Here is a 16317-nt window from a genome sequence, read left to right as displayed (position 1 = left end):
TGACTACGTGGTGCTGTCTTTGGTTTCTGTTTTTTAGAAACAAAGCAGCGTTTTTACCGGTTGTAATCTGTCAAATTATTTTACTGGTTCATGTTGTCCTGCTCACATATCATGCAGTTCTTGCACGCGGTGCGGCTGTTTTACTTTCGATACTTCTGGTTCCACATTATATCTTTCTGATCAGTTATCTTTTTATTGGCTACCAATATTATGTCAATAGCTATAAACCCACCTTTCAAAACTCCAAATAAGGCCTAATCTTCTCTATCAATTTTTCATCCAACACCCGTACTTTTCTCAGATCATCAACGGATTTATAAGGGCCATGCTGGGTTCTGTAATTGATGATCACTGTATTTATTTTCTTATTTCGTAGATAAGAATGTTGTCCTAAGTCATCCATGGTGGCTGTGTTAATATTGATTTTCTTAACATCACTCTGAATTTTTGCATATTTGGTCAGCTCGGTTAATGCAAGAGAGTCCAGTCCGAAAATTTCTGAAAACTGGCTTGTGGAATGAAACCCGCCGAGTCCGTCCCGGAATTTTAGAATGCGTGCCGATAGTTTGCTACCGATGCCTCTTAGTTTTATAAGTTGAGTAGTATCTGTCGTATTAATGTCAAAAGGAGCGACAGCGTTTCTAGAAAAATTTTTTACTTCTTTTGGTAAGGAATTGTTTGTGTAAGTTTTATCAGGATATTTTGAAGTATTATGTTTTGCTCTGATTTCGGGAAGTTGAATATAAGATTCCAGTTTTTTGTAAACATCAGAAGGGAAGTCATAAATGTTCAACAAGTCTTCTTTCTTTCTGAATTTGCCGCCTTTTGATCTGTATTTGCCAATCCGTTTGGCAATAAAGGCTGGTATACCCAGTTCCTGAAGTTCTTCAACGGAGGCTATGTTGGGATCAAAATCAAACAACCGTATGGGCCGGTCTGGACTTTTAGGATATAACTTTTTTGAATAATTATTTTCCCGTTCAGCTGCACCGGCTGCTGCATCTTTTTGTAGTTGAGAAGTGATGCTGTCCAGTTTTTGCGTATTTACAGGCTCAGAGGAAACAGGAAAATGAGGTAATATCCAGCGCCGGAAGATAAAAGGTGTCCATATAAAAAGGAGACAAAACAGTATTAAAACAAAACCAGCGCGTGCCTGCTTTCTGGAAATGCCAAAATAATCTTCAAGCTGATCTAGTATTCGTCGGAACATGAGTCAAAAGTTTAGGACATAAATTGTAGTCCGGCTTTTGACGTTAAGAAGTTAAATTGGTTTCCAAATTTTTAGTGGACAGGTCGTCGCGATTTTATCAAAATCTACGTCGTTGTGACATAGTTCGATATCAAAATGGATACAATAATGAGCAATTAAGCAATCGTTCGGTTTGCGAATTGTGATTCCTTGTTGTCGTAAAAGTCTATATAATTGGGCTGAGCCGGTATATAATTCGAATGTGGGGGCGGGTAGTGAGGGTAAATTCTTGAAATGGCTTTCAATAGAATAATATTTTGAGTCAATTTTGACTCCTTGAAGTACTTCTTGTACAATCACTCCAATTGTACAAACCTGATCGTATTCCAGTGAAGAATGAAGGAAATTCGTTCTAAAATCTTCGGTGCCATTAAAATAGGCGATCCAGACAGACGTGTCAAATATTCTGTACATCTTGTGTTCTCATGTCATCCAAATTTCCTTCCCATTCCACTTTTCCACGTAACGACATTAACTGCTTGCGATGAGTTGCTGAAATGAATTCTTTTAAAGCAGATTCAATGATCTGTTTTTTTGTTTTGATCTGGGTAAGTTTCATTGCTTCTGCCATTAAGGAATCATCAATTTCGACATTTGTTCTCATAATTTTTAATTTTGAATACACACAAATATACAAATTTTATACACATGGTTATTCTTTGCCATCAAATTCCCTAATTTTGCCAACTGATTGTAAAAACCTGTAAAATTTACAGTCTGAAAACCTTACGTTTATTAATCAATTGTCTGAATCACTAATGAGCCAATCACCTGCTACCTCTTTACAAGACATTGTAGGGCATGCCAAAGAATACGGATTTGTGTTCCCTTCTTCCGAAATATATGATGGATTGCAAGCTGTTTATGACTACGGTCAGAATGGTGTGGAATTGAAAAATAACCTGAAAGCCGTGTGGTGGAAGGCCATGACGCAGCTTAATGATAATATCGTTGGTATTGATGCTTCCATTTTTATGCATCCGCTTACCTGGAAGGCGTCAGGTCACGTGGACGGTTTCAGCGATCCGATGATTGATAATAAAGATTCAAAAAAACGTTACCGGGCCGATCAGCTCTTGGAAGCAAAAGCGGAACAGTATGAGGCCGATGGCCAGCCGGAAAAGGCGCAGGCTTTGCTTGCAGAAATGGGACGTCTGCTGAGTGCAGAAAATCTTGAAGCAGTTCGTGAATTAATTATCGCAGAAAATATAAAATGTGCCGTTTCAGGTACAGCCAACTGGACAGAAGTTCGTCAGTTTAATCTGATGTTCAGTACGCAGGTAGGTTCGGTAGCAGAGGATTCAAGTTTGATATATCTTCGTCCCGAAACTGCGCAGGGGATTTTTGTCAACTTCCTGAATGTACAGAAAAGCGGAAGGATGAAAGTTCCTTTTGGTATTGCACAGATCGGAAAAGCCTTCCGTAACGAGATCGTAGCGCGTCAGTTTACTTTCCGTATGCGTGAATTTGAACAGATGGAAATGCAATTTTTCATTCGCCCTGGCACTGAGATGGATTGGTATAACAAATGGAAAGAAGCGCGTATGAAATTTCATGTTGCAATCGGTTTGCCTGCGGAAAGCCTGAAATTCCACGACCACGAAAAGCTGGCGCATTACGCAAACGCAGCAGTTGATATCGAATACAAGTTTCCTTTCGGATTCCGTGAAATGGAAGGAATTCACTCACGTACGGATTTTGACCTTCGTAATCACCAGGAACTGTCTAAGAAAAAGCTCCAGTATTTCGACGCGGATCTTGACGAAAACGGTAAACCTTATGGAAATTATATCCCTTACGTTGTTGAAACTTCGGTAGGTGCTGACCGCCTTTTTCTTGCAACTTTCTGCAATGCTTACACAAAGGAGACGGTAGGAGAGGGAGACTCTGAGAAAGAACGGACTTATCTAAAACTGCATCCGGCATTAGCTCCATTCAAAGTGGCAGTTTTGCCCTTGGTGAAAAAAGATGGTTTGGCTGAAAAAGCTCAGGCCATCACAAATTCTTTGAAATCTGCATTCCGTACAACTTACGACGACGGCGCGGCAATTGGAAAACGCTACACCCGCCAGGATTTGATCGGGACGCCTTTCTGTGTTGTTGTCGATTATCAGACTATGGAAGACGACACCGTTACAATCCGTCACCGCGATTCAATGAAGCAGGAGCGTGTTGCGATCAGCGCATTGAAAGAGAAAATCGGGTACGAGGTTTCGATTGAAAGAATTCTTGAAGCAATCTGATAAATTACAGATTGTTCATAAAAGCAAAAGAGGGTTTTCGATATCGAAAACCCTCTTTTGCTTGATATTAAGTCCTGATTATGCAAGCTTAACATTAACGGCATTTAGTCCTTTACGACCTTCCTGAAGATCATAAGTAACTTCGTCGTTTTCGCGAACTTCGTCTACAAGACCTGAGATATGTACGAAATAATCTTGTCCTGTTTCTGCGTCTTTAACAAACCCGTAACCTTTTTCGTCGTTAAAGAATTTAATTGTTCCTTGATTCATAAAAATATTATATTGAAATTATTTTAAACAAATATAATAAGAAGAGTAACTTATTTACAAGAGGTAATAATAAAATAATCAAGTAATTTCTTTGCTAAGCCATAGTGAAGGAGAATATTTCAACAGTTTTTTTGATATTTTTCTTTGTGTCATTGTAAAACTGTACCTTTGCGGTTTATATCGCATTTTCTATGACTGAACAGATTCTTATTCTAGATTTTGGCTCACAATACACGCAATTAATTGCGCGTCGGGTTCGGGAACTCAATGTTTATTGTGAAATCCATCCATACAATAACTTCCCGGAGCTCACTCCGAATATCAAAGGCGTCATCCTCTCAGGCAGCCCCTGTTCTGTTAGGGACGAAGACGCTCCTTATGTAGATCTTGAAAAGTTCAGGAAAATTGTTCCCGTTTTGGGCGTTTGCTACGGAGCTCAGCTTATGGCTCAGTTGCTTGGCGGTGAGGTAAAGGCATCTCAACATCGTGAATATGGAAGAGCTCGTTTGGAAATAGATGATGAAGATTCGTCGCTGCTTGCCGGGCTGTCTGCAACTTCGCAGGTTTGGATGTCACATGGTGACACGATCGTAACAATTCCTGACAATTTCAATATCATCGCTTCAACAGAATCTGTCAAAGTTGCTGCTTATAAAATTGCTGATGAACTTACTTATGGAATCCAGTTTCACCCGGAAGTAACGCACTCAACGGAAGGCAAACAGTTGATGTATAATTTTGTTGCGAAAATTTGCGGTTGCAAACAAGACTGGACTTCCGAGTCTTTTGTTGAGCAAACTATTGCCAGTCTTCGTACGAAATTAGGTAATGACCGAGTGGTTATGGCCCTTTCCGGTGGTGTTGACTCGACCGTTGCTGCAACGCTGGTTCATCAGGCGATAGGAGCGAATTTGTTCTGTATTTTTGTAGATAACGGATTATTGAGAAAAGACGAGTATCAGCAGGTGCTTGACTCTTATCTCCATATGGGTTTAAATATTAAAGGAGTAGATGCAAAAGATCTTTTCTACGGTGCTTTGGAAGGATTGACAGATCCGGAAGCAAAAAGAAAGGCGATCGGAAAAGCATTTATTGACGTTTTTGATCAGGAATCACACTTAATTGAGGATGTGAAATGGCTTGGCCAGGGAACGATATATCCTGATGTTATTGAATCGGTTTCTGTAAAAGGGCCATCAGCAACGATCAAATCACATCACAATGTGGGTGGTCTGCCAGATTTTATGAAACTTAAAGTGGTTGAACCGCTGAATACGTTATTCAAAGATGAGGTACGTGCAGTTGGTAAAACGTTGGGAATCGATCCTACAATTTTAGGTCGCCATCCGTTCCCCGGACCTGGTCTGGCAATCCGTATTTTGGGTGATATCACACCTGAAAAAGTAGCGATCCTGCAAGAAGTTGATGCGATTTTCATCGGCGGATTGAGAAAATGGAATCTTTACCACGAAGTTTGGCAGGCGGGTGTTATGCTATTACCAGTGAAAAGTGTTGGCGTAATGGGAGATGAGCGTACGTACGAAAGCGTTGTTGCTTTAAGAGCTGTAACGTCAATCGATGGTATGACCGCAGACTGGGCACATTTACCTTACGATTTCCTGGCAGAAGTTTCGAACGATATTATCAACAGAGTAAAAGGTGTTAACCGCGTTGTGTATGACATTTCTTCAAAACCGCCAGCTACTATCGAGTGGGAATAACATTATTTGATTTGCATATATAAAAGAAAAGCGGGCCGTTTAGCTCGCTTTTCTTTTTATAACGCTTTTCTGATATATAGCTGCGTCAGGATCGCCCGACCCCACGGCTTATTAAACTTAACACGAATAACACTAAGAACACAAAGAAAAGTATTTTAGCAATTCCTGCAGCCCCTGCTGCAATTCCACCAAATCCAAGTACTCCGGCAATGATGGCTACGATTAGAAATATTACTGTCCATCTAAGCATAATTGACAAATAGTTAGTTGATTAAAAAGTATAATGGAATTATTACTAATTATATGCCAGAAAATTCTGAAGATAAATACGACGTTCAGATGCCTGAGAGGGCAATTATTGAGGTAAAACGTAGATTTTATGTAGAGATTGCTTCCCAAATTATTCAAAAATGGAATAAATAGTTACAATGATAAGATGCCGGAACAACGGAATTGACTTATTCGTAGTTGATATAGGAATTTAGGATTGATTTTCCAGGCCGATATGGTCAACTGGTTAGTTTGCTGTAATTTGCGTACTATTTCATATGAATTTTTAGTTTTTACGAATGAATAAATTGCTTTTTGTTATTCTGGCTGCTCTAAGTTGTACAGCCGCATATTCGCAGTCTGATCGTTGGCAGCAACGTGCTAAATATCAAATGAATGTCGATTTTGACGTGGCGACCCACCAGTACAAAGGCATCCAGAAACTGGTTTACACCAACAATTCTCCAGACACACTTACCAAGGTTTTTTACCATCTCTATTTAAACGCATTTCAGCCAGGAAGCCAAATGGACGTTCGTTCAAGAACAATCAGTGACCCGGACCCGCGTGTAAAAGATCGTATCTCGAAGCTTTCTCCAAGTGAAATTGGTTACGAAAAAATTCTATCATTAAAGCATAATGGAAAACCGTTGAAGTATGAGGTGGTCGGGACAATTTTGGAAGTAACGTTAAACGAAAAAATTCTACCTAAAACACAGCATACTTTCGATCTGGAATTTGAAGCGCAGATACCCGTTCAAATCCGCCGGAATGGGCGTAATAACAGCGAGGGAATTGATTATTCCGTCGCGCAGTGGTATCCTAAAATGTGTGAATATGACTACGAAGGATGGCATGCAAATCCGTATATCGGTCGTGAATTTTATGGCATCTGGGGAGATTTTGACGTGAAAATTACACTGGATGCTTCGTATGTTGTTGCTGCGACCGGTTATTTACAAAACGCTGACAAAATTGGTTATGGCTACACTAACAAAGACGTAAAACATAAAGCGGGAGAAAAGTTAACCTGGCATTTCATTGCGCCGGAAGTTCACGATTTTATGTGGGCTGCCGACCGTGACTACAAACACGATGTAGTTAAAGTGGATGAAAACCTGGATCTTCATTTTTTCTACCAAACGGATACGCTGGCAAATGTCTGGAAAGAAATGGAGCCGTTGGCTGCTCAGGCGTTTAAGATTATGAACCAGAAATTTGGTCGTTATCCGTACAAACAGTATTCAATAATTCAGGGTGGCGATGGGGGAATGGAATATCCTATGGCCACGCTTATCACGGGGCATCAAAATCTCGGAGGTCTGGTAAGCGTTGCTGTTCATGAATCGATTCACAGCTGGTTTCAAATGATTTTAGGAACCAATGAATCCAAATATTCATGGATGGACGAAGGTTTTACGACCTATGCTCAAAACATTGTGTTGTCAGAATTGTTCCAGTCAAAATCTGACCCGCAGCGCGCTACGACAAACAGTTATAGAAATCTCGTAAAATCCGGCCTGGAAGAACCTTTGACGACACATGCTGATCACTACAATACGAATCGCGCGTACAGCATTGCCAGTTATTCGAAAGGTGCCGTATTTCTCAATCAGCTTGGTTATATCATAGGAAAAGATAAGCTCGAATCGGGTATGAAACGTTATTTCAATGAATGGAAATATAAACATCCAAATCCAACGGATTTAAAACGGATTATGGAAAAGGAATCTGGTTTGGAACTGGATTGGTACTGGGAGGATTTCGTTGGAACGACAAAAACCATCGATTATGGCATTAAAGAGGTTGTACAAAATGGTGGAAAAACGGATGTGGTGATTGAGAGAATCGGGCAGATGCCGATGCCTTTGGATATTGTCGTAAGTTATAAAGATGGAACGCAGGAAAATTTTTATGTTCCACTGGAAATGATGCGCGGAGAAAAAACAGAGAAGTTATATTCAAAAACAACATTATTATCTGACTGGGGCTGGACTTACCCGGAATATACTTTTACGATCGACCGTCCATCAACCGATGTCGACCGGATTGTTATTGATCCAAGTCAGCGAATGGCAGATATTAATCTGGAAAACAATACGTACCCTTCTTTGCCAAAAGTGGCGCCAAGATTTAAGGGAGAAAAGGTTAGATAAGAACGATGGCTTTCGGCTGTCAGCTTTCGGCATTCATCAAAATTCTATTGGAAGCCGATAGCGGACAGCCGATATTTTTTATCTTAAATCTGCTATACTGAATGTCGTACCCAAACGAAACTCGATTTTATTTATCTTGTAGCTGTCGAACTGCGCAACGGTTTCTATTCGGAAAAAGCGTAAAATATGATCTAAGCCGTAGACCAGTTCTCCGTAATGGCGCGACGTTGGAGAGAAAAGATAATGCACCTGAACAGTTTCCTTCAATCCACGTAAACGAAAAACAGGAAATTGTGTGATCAGAAAGCGTTGCATGGACCATAAGGCGTGTCCTTCAACAAACCATTGTTGTGTGCTATGTTCATAATAAGGCAGACTTCGGAACTGAGTCAGCGGATCACCCAGTCGGAAGAATGATTCATTTCCCATAAAGTGTCGGAAATCCGGAAAATACATTTCCTTTTTGCTTAAAAATCCTCCGCCCTTTACTGAATAACTAACCGTGTTTCTTGGGCCAAGGTCGATGGACTGCCGGATTCCACCTTGTAAAAAATCATAATCTACATCGCCGGCAAATCTCAATCCGGTTTTGTAAAGAATACTAAATGCTGGTTTTTTACTTCTCAAATATCGCTTTTCCCCATTTCTGACCAAATATCTACGCCAGGGACGAATATCTGCACTGATTTGAAATACTAACGCGTCGTGATCCGGAAAACCAGTGCTTTCAAGTTCGTCGTTGAGCGGCCTGTTTGGGTGGAAACTTCTTTTAGGCCAGTCGATGAACGACTTTATATTTTCCATATCAAATACTTCCTGGCGCTGCTCATATTCAAGACTGGTATTGAAACTTAAAACGTCCGAAATATTTCGGATGGAATACTCAGTTTTCAGAAATTTGGACTGATATAATTTCGCACGGTTTCTTTCAAAAATTAATGTTGAGACCGTATTTCCGAACGGAGTAATTGGGTTGTCGCGGTTATTCTGATTTACCATTTCACCAGCGGTAATCAAAAAATTTGAATTTTTGTTGCCAACGTTTGCTTGGATATTTCCGTTAAATTTATCTCTCCCGAAGGTATATCGGGCATAAGGGCGAATTGTAAAATAGCTCGATTTTCCCCAGCGTTTCTGGTATTCGGCGGCAAGGTTTAGCGCGTATCCTTCAACGGTGTTATAGTAAAATGCAAGAAAAGGACTTTCAATCCTGAGAAAATTTCGATTTTTGAATGAATAGGTGTTTCCAACCAGAATGTGCTGAATTTTGAAGTTCGTAGAATCGGGGCGGCTGTTGATTTTTTGAGCCTCTTTAATTACCCTGATACTATCCTGCATGGCATAACTCTGTTCCTCGGAGTTTGTAAGGGGGATCGGGCGAAGGTTTGCCCAATAAGTGGTATCCCTTTTATTCGCCATCGTATCAACTACTATCGAATCTTCACGGACAATTCTGGTGTCTTCGCCTTTATTTTTCCTTTCTTTTTTTAGGCCCTTATCGTATTCTTTTGTGAATTTTCTCAGGTTTTTGGTCGAAAATGCTTTTTGATCCTTAATCATCTTTTCCAGATTTTTCTTGCGGACATTTTCAGAAACTTCGGCATCGACTTTCGGGTCTTTCACAACAATTTCTTCTTTCAATCCGGGATCAACATCCATTTTTTGATAGGTTAGCGAAACCAGATATTTAAATTCTCCTGCAAAACCAAGATAACTTCCTTTAATCCTGAATTGCTGATTTACGGGAAGCCATACGTCCTGAATTGGATTGAAAATCTGTTTGGCTGATATGTCAAGTCCGCTTGTTGTCGTTTCCAGGTCATAACTGTGGATAGCCCAACGTTCGTCTATAATGTATAAACTGCCACGAAAAATACCTTCTCCATAGGCCCGTGGTATCACCTTGATTTTGTTGATAATTTGTCCGCGGTCTTCGAAATAACCTTCGTACTCGAACTTGTAATATGAAAACGATTTTGGAGAAAGGGGAGAAATTGTCCCTGCAATTTCAGGACTGTACAAACTGGCTAAAATATATTCATTAGGCGAAGGGATACTGTTATCCAGACTATTTCGGGTAGAAATGATGTGCTGTTTGAAGTTATTCGGACGGCGATACTGAATTTCCGCAACACTTTCATTGATGATGGCTTTTCCTTCCTGAACGCCTTCTTTTTTTAGCCTGCGCTCGACCAGATAAGGTATTTTTGTCGGAAGTGCGGTGCTTCTCGAATAAACTTTCGCAGTATAGGCCCGGACCTGCAGCTGATGAAAACGTGCTTTGGCAATCGCTTTCCGCATTATCGTATAGGCTGGGTCTTCACGTTTATTATCTACTTTAACTTCATTTAAATTCAGCGCCTGTTCTTCCAGAACTATATTCAATTCCTGAAATTCGTTACCAACGACAACCGATTTAGTCAATGTTTTAAAACCGAGGTATTGAAAAATAATTTCGTAAGTTCCTGCAGGTAAAGCAAATTCATACAAACCTTCATCATTCGCGATTGTTCCATCGCCGCTCGCTTTGACAACGATTCCGGCATAGGGCAGGGCGTCTCCCGTTTTATTTGAAATGCGGCCCTTTATTCCTCCTGCCTTTGAAGTAGAAATAACAAAAAACAGCAAAAATGAGCAAAGGAGAAAGCGCATAAAGTTTGGTTCAGGATATCAGTTTTTAAGTCACTACGCAAATTCCCGGTTATTCCTTAAGAGAATGTCCGCAGTTGCTGCAAAAGTTGGCATTAGATGGCATTCGTTTCCCACAAGAAAGACATTCGATCAGGTCGGCTGTTTTAGGAACCGGCAACGACCTTGACATTTCAACAGTCACAATCCCGGTCGGTACAGCGATGATCGCATATCCCATAATCATCACAACAGATGAAATAATCTGTCCAAGGGATGTCTGAGGTGTCAAATCTCCATACCCAACCGTGGTGATTGTTACGATTGCCCAATAAATACTTTGTGGAATACTGGTAAAGCCATTTTCTTCTCCTTCTACTACATACATAATCGTGCCTATGATCAAAACCAGGGCTACGATGAACAACATGAAAACTGTAATTTTCTGTAAACTGGCAGCAAGTGCGCTTTTCAGAACCTGAGCGTGATGGACAAAACTGCTTAATTTTAGGATCCTGAAAACTCTGAGCAGGCGCAAAATCCGGATGGTTATCAGATAATGGCCGGACGGCATAAAATAGGTAAGATAAAATGGAAGGATTGAAAATAAATCAATGATTCCATAAAAACTCAGCAGGTATTTTAGCGGTTTAGGATGGCTGTAAATCCGGAGGAAATATTCAATCGTAAAAACGATTGTAAAAAATGATTCAAGATAAAAAAACTCTGGTTCGTAATTATTCCGGATTTTGGGAACACTTTCCAGGCAAACGATTAAAATACTTGTCAGGATGAAATAGAGCAGAAAAACGTCGAATAGTCGTCCTTTTCTCGTATTTGCTCCGAAAATTATGATGAAAAGTTTCCCCCGTAACGAATTACGATCTATGGCCATGACCTGCATTTGATATGTAAGCCGGCAATGTAAGAAAAGCCCGGGGATTGCACAAAATGCAATGACCCGGGCCTCGTTTTTTTATAATGTCAGAAAGTCAATTTTAACAAACCCCATCGGTCGTGCAACTATCGCCTTCTGCATAAGTCTGAATCGGAGCCGGATTTTCTTTTTCCCATTCCTGAAAAGATTTTTGCAAAGCGCCGAGGAAAGTTTCGGTTTGCTGTGCGCCTGAAACGGCATATTTTCGGTCCAGAACAAAAAACGGAACACCCCTCGCACCAACTTGCTGAGCTTCGTAAATATCCTTCCGGACATCGTCCGCAAACTGATTGCTGTCTAACACACTTTTAACTTCACCAGCATCAAGACCAATTTTTACGCCAAGATCAATTAAAGTATTATGGTCAGCAGTGTTCTTTCCTTCGGTGAAGTATGCGTGAAATAACTGTTCTTCGGCGGCATCCCCTTTTCTATTTTTCTTGGCAAACTGAATAAAACGGTGGCTGTCAAAGGAATTTGCGAGAACAGCTTTTTCCATATGATAATCCAGTCCGACTTCTGCCGCCACATTGGTTACGTTGTCTAGCATTTGCGTGGCGTGATCCGTGGTTATGCCCTTTGCTTCAACCAAATAATCGACGATATTTTTATTCGGATCCGTCTCCATATCAGGATTTAACTGAAAACTTTTCCACTCCACTTCAATCCTTTCTTTTTGGGGAAACTGTTCCAGGGCTTTTTCAAATTTGCGTTTTCCGATGTAACACCATGGACACATTACATCACTCCATATTTCAACTTTCATTGTTTTTATTGTTTAGTTGGTGAGCCAGGTTTATGATCTTAATTAAATAGTCACAAAAAGCTCTTTATGAGATCTTCTTACTTTTTTAGCCTTAGCCAGAACGTCGTTTTCGGTGTCCCGATAGCCTAGCGTCATCATTACAACACTGCGAAGGCCTTTTTCGTTTAGTCCCAAAATTTCATCCATACCGTCCGCATCAAAACCTTCCATGGGTGTAGCGTCAATTTGTTCAGAAGCTGCTGCCACTACTGCATGACCAAGGGCGATATATGCCTGACGAGCCGCCCACTGGGCATTCGCTTCGTCCGTATGACTGGATATTCTATTGATTAATGATGTTTTCAAACCGTTCAGTGAGTCTGATGAAATCCCGCGTGTTTCTGCGATAAGATTTATGAAGTTTTCAACTTGCTCAGCTGTGATCTTTGTCCAGGAGGCAAAAACGATCAGATGAGAGGATTCGGCAATTTGCGGCTGCATGTAGGCCACTTTTTGAATTTTTTTCTTAATTTCCTGATCTTCAATAACGAAAACCGTGTAGGGCTGAAGACCGCCAGAAGAAGGAGAAAGCTGGATCGCCTCTAAAATTACATCCAGTTTTTCAGACGGAATTTTGTTTCCATTCATTCTTTTGGCAGCATAACGCCAGTTCAAAGTTTCTATGAGGTTATTCATTGTAGTTTCTTTTTAAATTAATTATGCAAACTTAAATAAATAAACTATACATTTGTAAGTACTATACAATAGGATAGTAATAAAAATGGAATAACACATGGAAGCGAAGCACGAATTTTTGGAGGAAAGATTAAATCATAGCGACTGTGCACGGAGCCTTTTGCCGGTCCGCGATGCGCTGGATGCACTGAACGGAAAGTGGAAACTTCAGATTATTATTTCACTGATGTTTGGAAACAAACGTTTTACGCAGATCGCCAAGGAAATTCCAAACATTACAGACAAGATGTTGTCAAAGGAATTACGGGATCTGGAAGCACATCAATTGGTAAAACGGACTGTTTTTGATTCGATACCCGTTGTGGTAGAATATACTTTGACCGAACACGGACATTCGCTAAGAGATCTGATCGATGTGCTGAGAATCTGGGGGATCAAACACAGAAATAAGGTAATGGGAAAATTGGAAGTAGGTGAGCCTTTGGAGGTGGAAGCGGAGATATCTGCACACTGAGATATAAAAAAAGTGAGATTTCGATTGTGTTTGACACTTTCGAAGCCTCACTTTTTTCGTTGTGGCGGATTGCAATAAATTATGCCAACCGGTTGATACAGTTCAGGTCTTCGAAAGCAACTTTCAAACGAGCGATCATGCTTTCTTCGCCTTTACGTAACCAAACACGTGGATCGTAATATTTTTTGTTAGGAGAATCAGCGCTTTCAGGGTTTCCTAACTGAGACTGAAGATATCCTTCCTTGTCCTTGTAATATTTAAGAATTCCTTCCCAAGTTGACCACTGAACGTCTGTATCGATGTTCATTTTGATCGCACCATACTCGATTGCTTCACGGATTTCTTCACGGGAAGAACCTGATCCGCCATGGAATACGAAGTTTACAGGAAGGTCGCCTGTTCCGAATTTCTCTTTGATAAAGTTCTGGGAATTAAGAAGAATTTTCGGCTCCAATTTCACATTACCTGGTTTGTAAACACCATGTACGTTTCCGAAAGCAGCAGCAATCGTGAAGTTAGGCGAGATTTTGCTCAATTCTTCGTAAGCATAAGCAACTTCGTCTGGCTGAGTGTAAAGTTTAGAGCTGTCAACATCGCTGTTATCCACGCCGTCTTCTTCGCCACCTGTAACGCCTAATTCAATTTCAAGTGTCATTCCGATTTTAGCCATACGCTCGAAATATTTGCTGCAGATCTCGATGTTTTCTTCGATCGGTTCTTCAGACAAATCCAGCATGTGTGAGCTGTACAATGGCTTGCCGTATTGTTCGAAATGACGTTCGCCAGCTTCCAGGAGACCGTCTATCCAGGGAAGAAGTTTTTTCGCGCAATGGTCTGTATGTAAAATTACAGGAACGCCATACGCTTCAGACATAAGGTGTACGTGCTGAGCGCCTGAGATGCTTCCTGCAATAGCAGCTTTCTGATCTGTATTTGAAAGGCTCTTTCCTGCGTAAAAAATTCCGCCACCATTCGAAAATTGAATAATAACAGGACTGTTTACAGCCGCAGCTGTTTCTAAAACTGCATTCACTGAGTTAGTGCCTACAACGTTAACAGCCGGAAGGGCATAATTATTTTCGTTGGCATGACGGAAAATTTCGCTAACTCCTTCGCCTGTAATTACACCGGCAGGAAAGCGTTTTGTGGTTTCGCTCATAGTAAAATAAGATATTTTATCAAGAATAAATTTTACAATTCGGGTATTGCGGCCCGATTGTACAGGAATTGCCGCAAGTTAACTATTTTACAGAAAATGGGCGAGATATGTAAAGGATATTATAAGTGATGAAGACGATTTCTGTGAGCAATCATTTTGACTCATTCTGTGTATATTTGAAAAAAGAATAGATTTGAAGAACAGAATGATAACATTCTGCCGTTTTAGTTACAAAATTAATATTGCATGTCTCCAAAATTAACCCGAACCATTCTTCTTGCCGGCACCGTCGGTTTTTTAATTGTATGGGTTCTGGAATTTCGCCGCACCACTTTATTTGATAGTTACTGGCTCCTTTTATTAAGTATTACCTGTCTTTTATTTTTTCAATTCAGCCGGTTGAAATCCTCTCTGGAATTGAAGAAAAAACTGGAAGATGAAGAAAGGGGAAAAAGTGTAAAAGTCACCAAAACTGTAAAGAAATGAATGTTCTGCCAGTCGGTTTTGCTGTTTTCTTTTTCATTCTTGCCGGATATTACGGAGCGGTTCGGGCTGTATTGCTCGACGTTTCTATTGACCGCTATTCATTAAGGCACGAAAACGCTGCCGAAATATATCAGACGCTTTACTGGCGCAGGTTATTGCGTATGATCCGCCTTGCCGTAGTGGCACTGGGCTGTTTTTATGCTGTCGCGTTTGTCTTTCCAATTCTACATGATTACCTGGGCCTGGCGGAAGGTTTTACGTTTGGCGTTCTATTTATATTTCTTGCAGTTTTATGGATTCTTTGTTATACGACATGGGTTCGGATCGGCCATAGTTTTCCAAAAATCCTGAATTTAAAAGCATTTCCTGTCCGTTTTGCAGAGTGGGTAATGACACCACTGTATTGGCTTGTTGAGCCTTTTGTAAAGGAACATGCCTTATCATACTATTTGCGGGACGAGGCAGTTTCTGCCGACGATCCCGACTTTGACGATCACAGTATTGAAGAAAGAATGTTCATCAATGCACTTGATTTCAAAGATTTAAGGATCCGTGATTGTATGATTCCGCGAACGGAAATTTCGGCTGTAAATGTCAATGACACGATTGAAGACTTAAAAAAGACGTTTTTGACAAGTGGACATTCGAAAATTATTGTTTACCGGGACTCGGTTGATGATATCCTTGGCTATTGTCATGCACTGTCACTTTTTCGCAAGCCAAAAGAAATCAGCAGTATTGTAACCCCGATTTTGATTGTTCCTGAAGCTATGCCTGCCAGCGACCTGATGCTTCGTTTTCTGGAAGAAAGAAGAAGTCTTGCTCTGGTAGTTGACGAATTTGGAGGAACTTCCGGGCTTGTAAGTGTGGAGGACGTGGTAGAACAGATTTTTGGGGAAATTCAGGATGAATACGATTCAACGGAAGACTGGACGGAGCGAAAAGTGGACGATCATACCTACATTCTGAGTGCACGTCATGAGGTAGATTATCTGAACGAAAAATACGGCTGGGAACTTCCTGAGGGTGATTACGATACGCTGGCCGGGATGCTGATTCAAATGCACGGTGATTTGCCAGAAGTTAATGATGAAATAGAAATGCCGCCTTATTCGTTTCAAATTATTTCTATGCAGGATACACGAATTGAGTTGGTGAAACTTACAAGAATAAGAACTGGAAGCGTTCAAACAGGTAGTGAAGCGAATGAAATTTAACCTATAAACCCTTATAAATTACTCCA

General features: G+C 40.6%; 16 protein-coding genes. 6 read left to right on the top strand and 10 right to left on the bottom strand.

Annotated features, from left to right (window positions below; genetic code table 11):
* Positions 1-235 precede the first annotated feature (235 nt).
* Genes BMY70_RS11370 through BMY70_RS11360 form a run of 3 tightly spaced genes read right to left on the bottom strand, consistent with a single transcriptional unit; the run spans position 236 to position 1853 of the window.
* Positions 236-1210: a helix-hairpin-helix domain-containing protein gene (locus BMY70_RS11370; RefSeq protein ID WP_090335286.1), complete on the bottom strand. Its 975-nt coding sequence runs from the start codon at positions 1208-1210 to the stop codon at positions 236-238.
* A gap of 51 nt (positions 1211-1261) precedes the next feature.
* Positions 1262-1663 (bottom strand): type II toxin-antitoxin system VapC family toxin, encoded by a 402-nt coding sequence (gene vapC, locus BMY70_RS31670; protein ID WP_090335285.1) that lies wholly within the window; start codon positions 1661-1663, stop codon positions 1262-1264.
* A complete protein-coding gene (locus BMY70_RS11360; RefSeq protein ID WP_090335284.1) occupies positions 1647-1853 on the bottom strand; it encodes a type II toxin-antitoxin system VapB family antitoxin in 207 nt (68 codons plus the stop codon). The genes vapC and BMY70_RS11360 overlap by 17 nt, the downstream gene beginning before the upstream one ends.
* 154 nt (positions 1854-2007) lie before the next feature.
* Here BMY70_RS11360 and BMY70_RS11355 point away from each other — a divergent pair, with 154 nt between their 5' ends.
* Complete coding sequence (locus BMY70_RS11355) at positions 2008-3492, top strand: glycine--tRNA ligase (RefSeq protein WP_090335283.1); 1485 nt, start codon at positions 2008-2010, stop codon at positions 3490-3492.
* A gap of 78 nt (positions 3493-3570) precedes the next feature.
* Here BMY70_RS11355 and BMY70_RS11350 read toward each other — a convergent pair whose 3' ends face one another.
* On the bottom strand, positions 3571-3762 hold the full coding sequence (locus BMY70_RS11350; RefSeq protein ID WP_090335282.1) for a cold-shock protein: 192 nt from the start codon (positions 3760-3762) through the stop codon (positions 3571-3573).
* 191 nt (positions 3763-3953) lie between these two features.
* Here BMY70_RS11350 and guaA point away from each other — a divergent pair, with 191 nt between their 5' ends.
* Positions 3954-5483 (top strand): glutamine-hydrolyzing GMP synthase, encoded by a 1530-nt coding sequence (guaA, locus tag BMY70_RS11345; protein WP_090335281.1) that lies wholly within the window; start codon positions 3954-3956, stop codon positions 5481-5483.
* An 85-nt stretch (positions 5484-5568) separates the two neighbouring features.
* On the opposite strand, the gene BMY70_RS11340 is transcribed toward guaA, so the two are convergent.
* A complete protein-coding gene (locus tag BMY70_RS11340) occupies positions 5569-5733 on the bottom strand; it encodes a DUF1328 family protein (protein WP_026628251.1) in 165 nt (54 codons plus the stop codon).
* A 319-nt stretch (positions 5734-6052) separates the two neighbouring features.
* On the opposite strand from BMY70_RS11340, the gene BMY70_RS11335 reads away from it, so the two are divergent.
* Positions 6053-7909 (top strand): M1 family metallopeptidase, encoded by a 1857-nt coding sequence (locus BMY70_RS11335; RefSeq protein WP_090335280.1) that lies wholly within the window; start codon positions 6053-6055, stop codon positions 7907-7909.
* A 78-nt stretch (positions 7910-7987) separates the two neighbouring features.
* Here BMY70_RS11335 and BMY70_RS11330 read toward each other — a convergent pair whose 3' ends face one another.
* The 4 genes from BMY70_RS11330 to BMY70_RS11315 all read right to left on the bottom strand — a co-directional run bounded on the left by BMY70_RS11330 (position 7988) and on the right by BMY70_RS11315 (position 12915).
* Positions 7988-10561, bottom strand: coding sequence for a DUF5686 and carboxypeptidase regulatory-like domain-containing protein (locus BMY70_RS11330; protein ID WP_090335279.1), 2574 nt, complete (start codon positions 10559-10561; stop codon positions 7988-7990).
* A gap of 49 nt (positions 10562-10610) precedes the next feature.
* The gene (locus BMY70_RS11325; RefSeq protein WP_229209570.1) at positions 10611-11432 is read right to left on the bottom strand and encodes an ion transporter; all 822 of its coding nucleotides are present in this window, start codon (positions 11430-11432) and stop codon (positions 10611-10613) included.
* 103 nt (positions 11433-11535) lie between these two features.
* The gene (locus BMY70_RS11320; protein ID WP_090335277.1) at positions 11536-12240 is read right to left on the bottom strand and encodes a DsbA family oxidoreductase; all 705 of its coding nucleotides are present in this window, start codon (positions 12238-12240) and stop codon (positions 11536-11538) included.
* A 42-nt stretch (positions 12241-12282) separates the two neighbouring features.
* The gene (locus tag BMY70_RS11315; protein WP_090335276.1) at positions 12283-12915 is read right to left on the bottom strand and encodes an NAD(P)H-dependent oxidoreductase; all 633 of its coding nucleotides are present in this window, start codon (positions 12913-12915) and stop codon (positions 12283-12285) included.
* 97 nt (positions 12916-13012) lie between these two features.
* On the opposite strand from BMY70_RS11315, the gene BMY70_RS11310 reads away from it, so the two are divergent.
* Positions 13013-13429 (top strand): winged helix-turn-helix transcriptional regulator, encoded by a 417-nt coding sequence (locus BMY70_RS11310; RefSeq protein WP_090335275.1) that lies wholly within the window; start codon positions 13013-13015, stop codon positions 13427-13429.
* Positions 13430-13508: 79 nt separating this feature from the next.
* Here BMY70_RS11310 and fbaA read toward each other — a convergent pair whose 3' ends face one another.
* Positions 13509-14588, bottom strand: coding sequence for a class II fructose-bisphosphate aldolase (gene fbaA, locus BMY70_RS11305; RefSeq protein ID WP_090335274.1), 1080 nt, complete (start codon positions 14586-14588; stop codon positions 13509-13511).
* A gap of 246 nt (positions 14589-14834) precedes the next feature.
* On the opposite strand from fbaA, the gene BMY70_RS11300 reads away from it, so the two are divergent.
* Entirely contained in the window at positions 14835-15074 is a 240-nt protein-coding gene (locus tag BMY70_RS11300) for a hypothetical protein (RefSeq protein WP_090335273.1), read from the top strand.
* A complete protein-coding gene (locus BMY70_RS11295) occupies positions 15071-16291 on the top strand; it encodes a hemolysin family protein (RefSeq protein ID WP_090335272.1) in 1221 nt (406 codons plus the stop codon). The genes BMY70_RS11300 and BMY70_RS11295 overlap by 4 nt, the downstream gene beginning before the upstream one ends.
* The last annotated feature ends 26 nt before the right edge of the window (positions 16292-16317 follow it).

Source organism: Dyadobacter koreensis, from assembly GCF_900108855.1.
GTDB classification, from domain to species: Bacteria; Bacteroidota; Bacteroidia; order Cytophagales; family Spirosomataceae; genus Dyadobacter; species Dyadobacter koreensis.
This window is presented reverse-complemented; position numbering and strand designations above follow the sequence as displayed.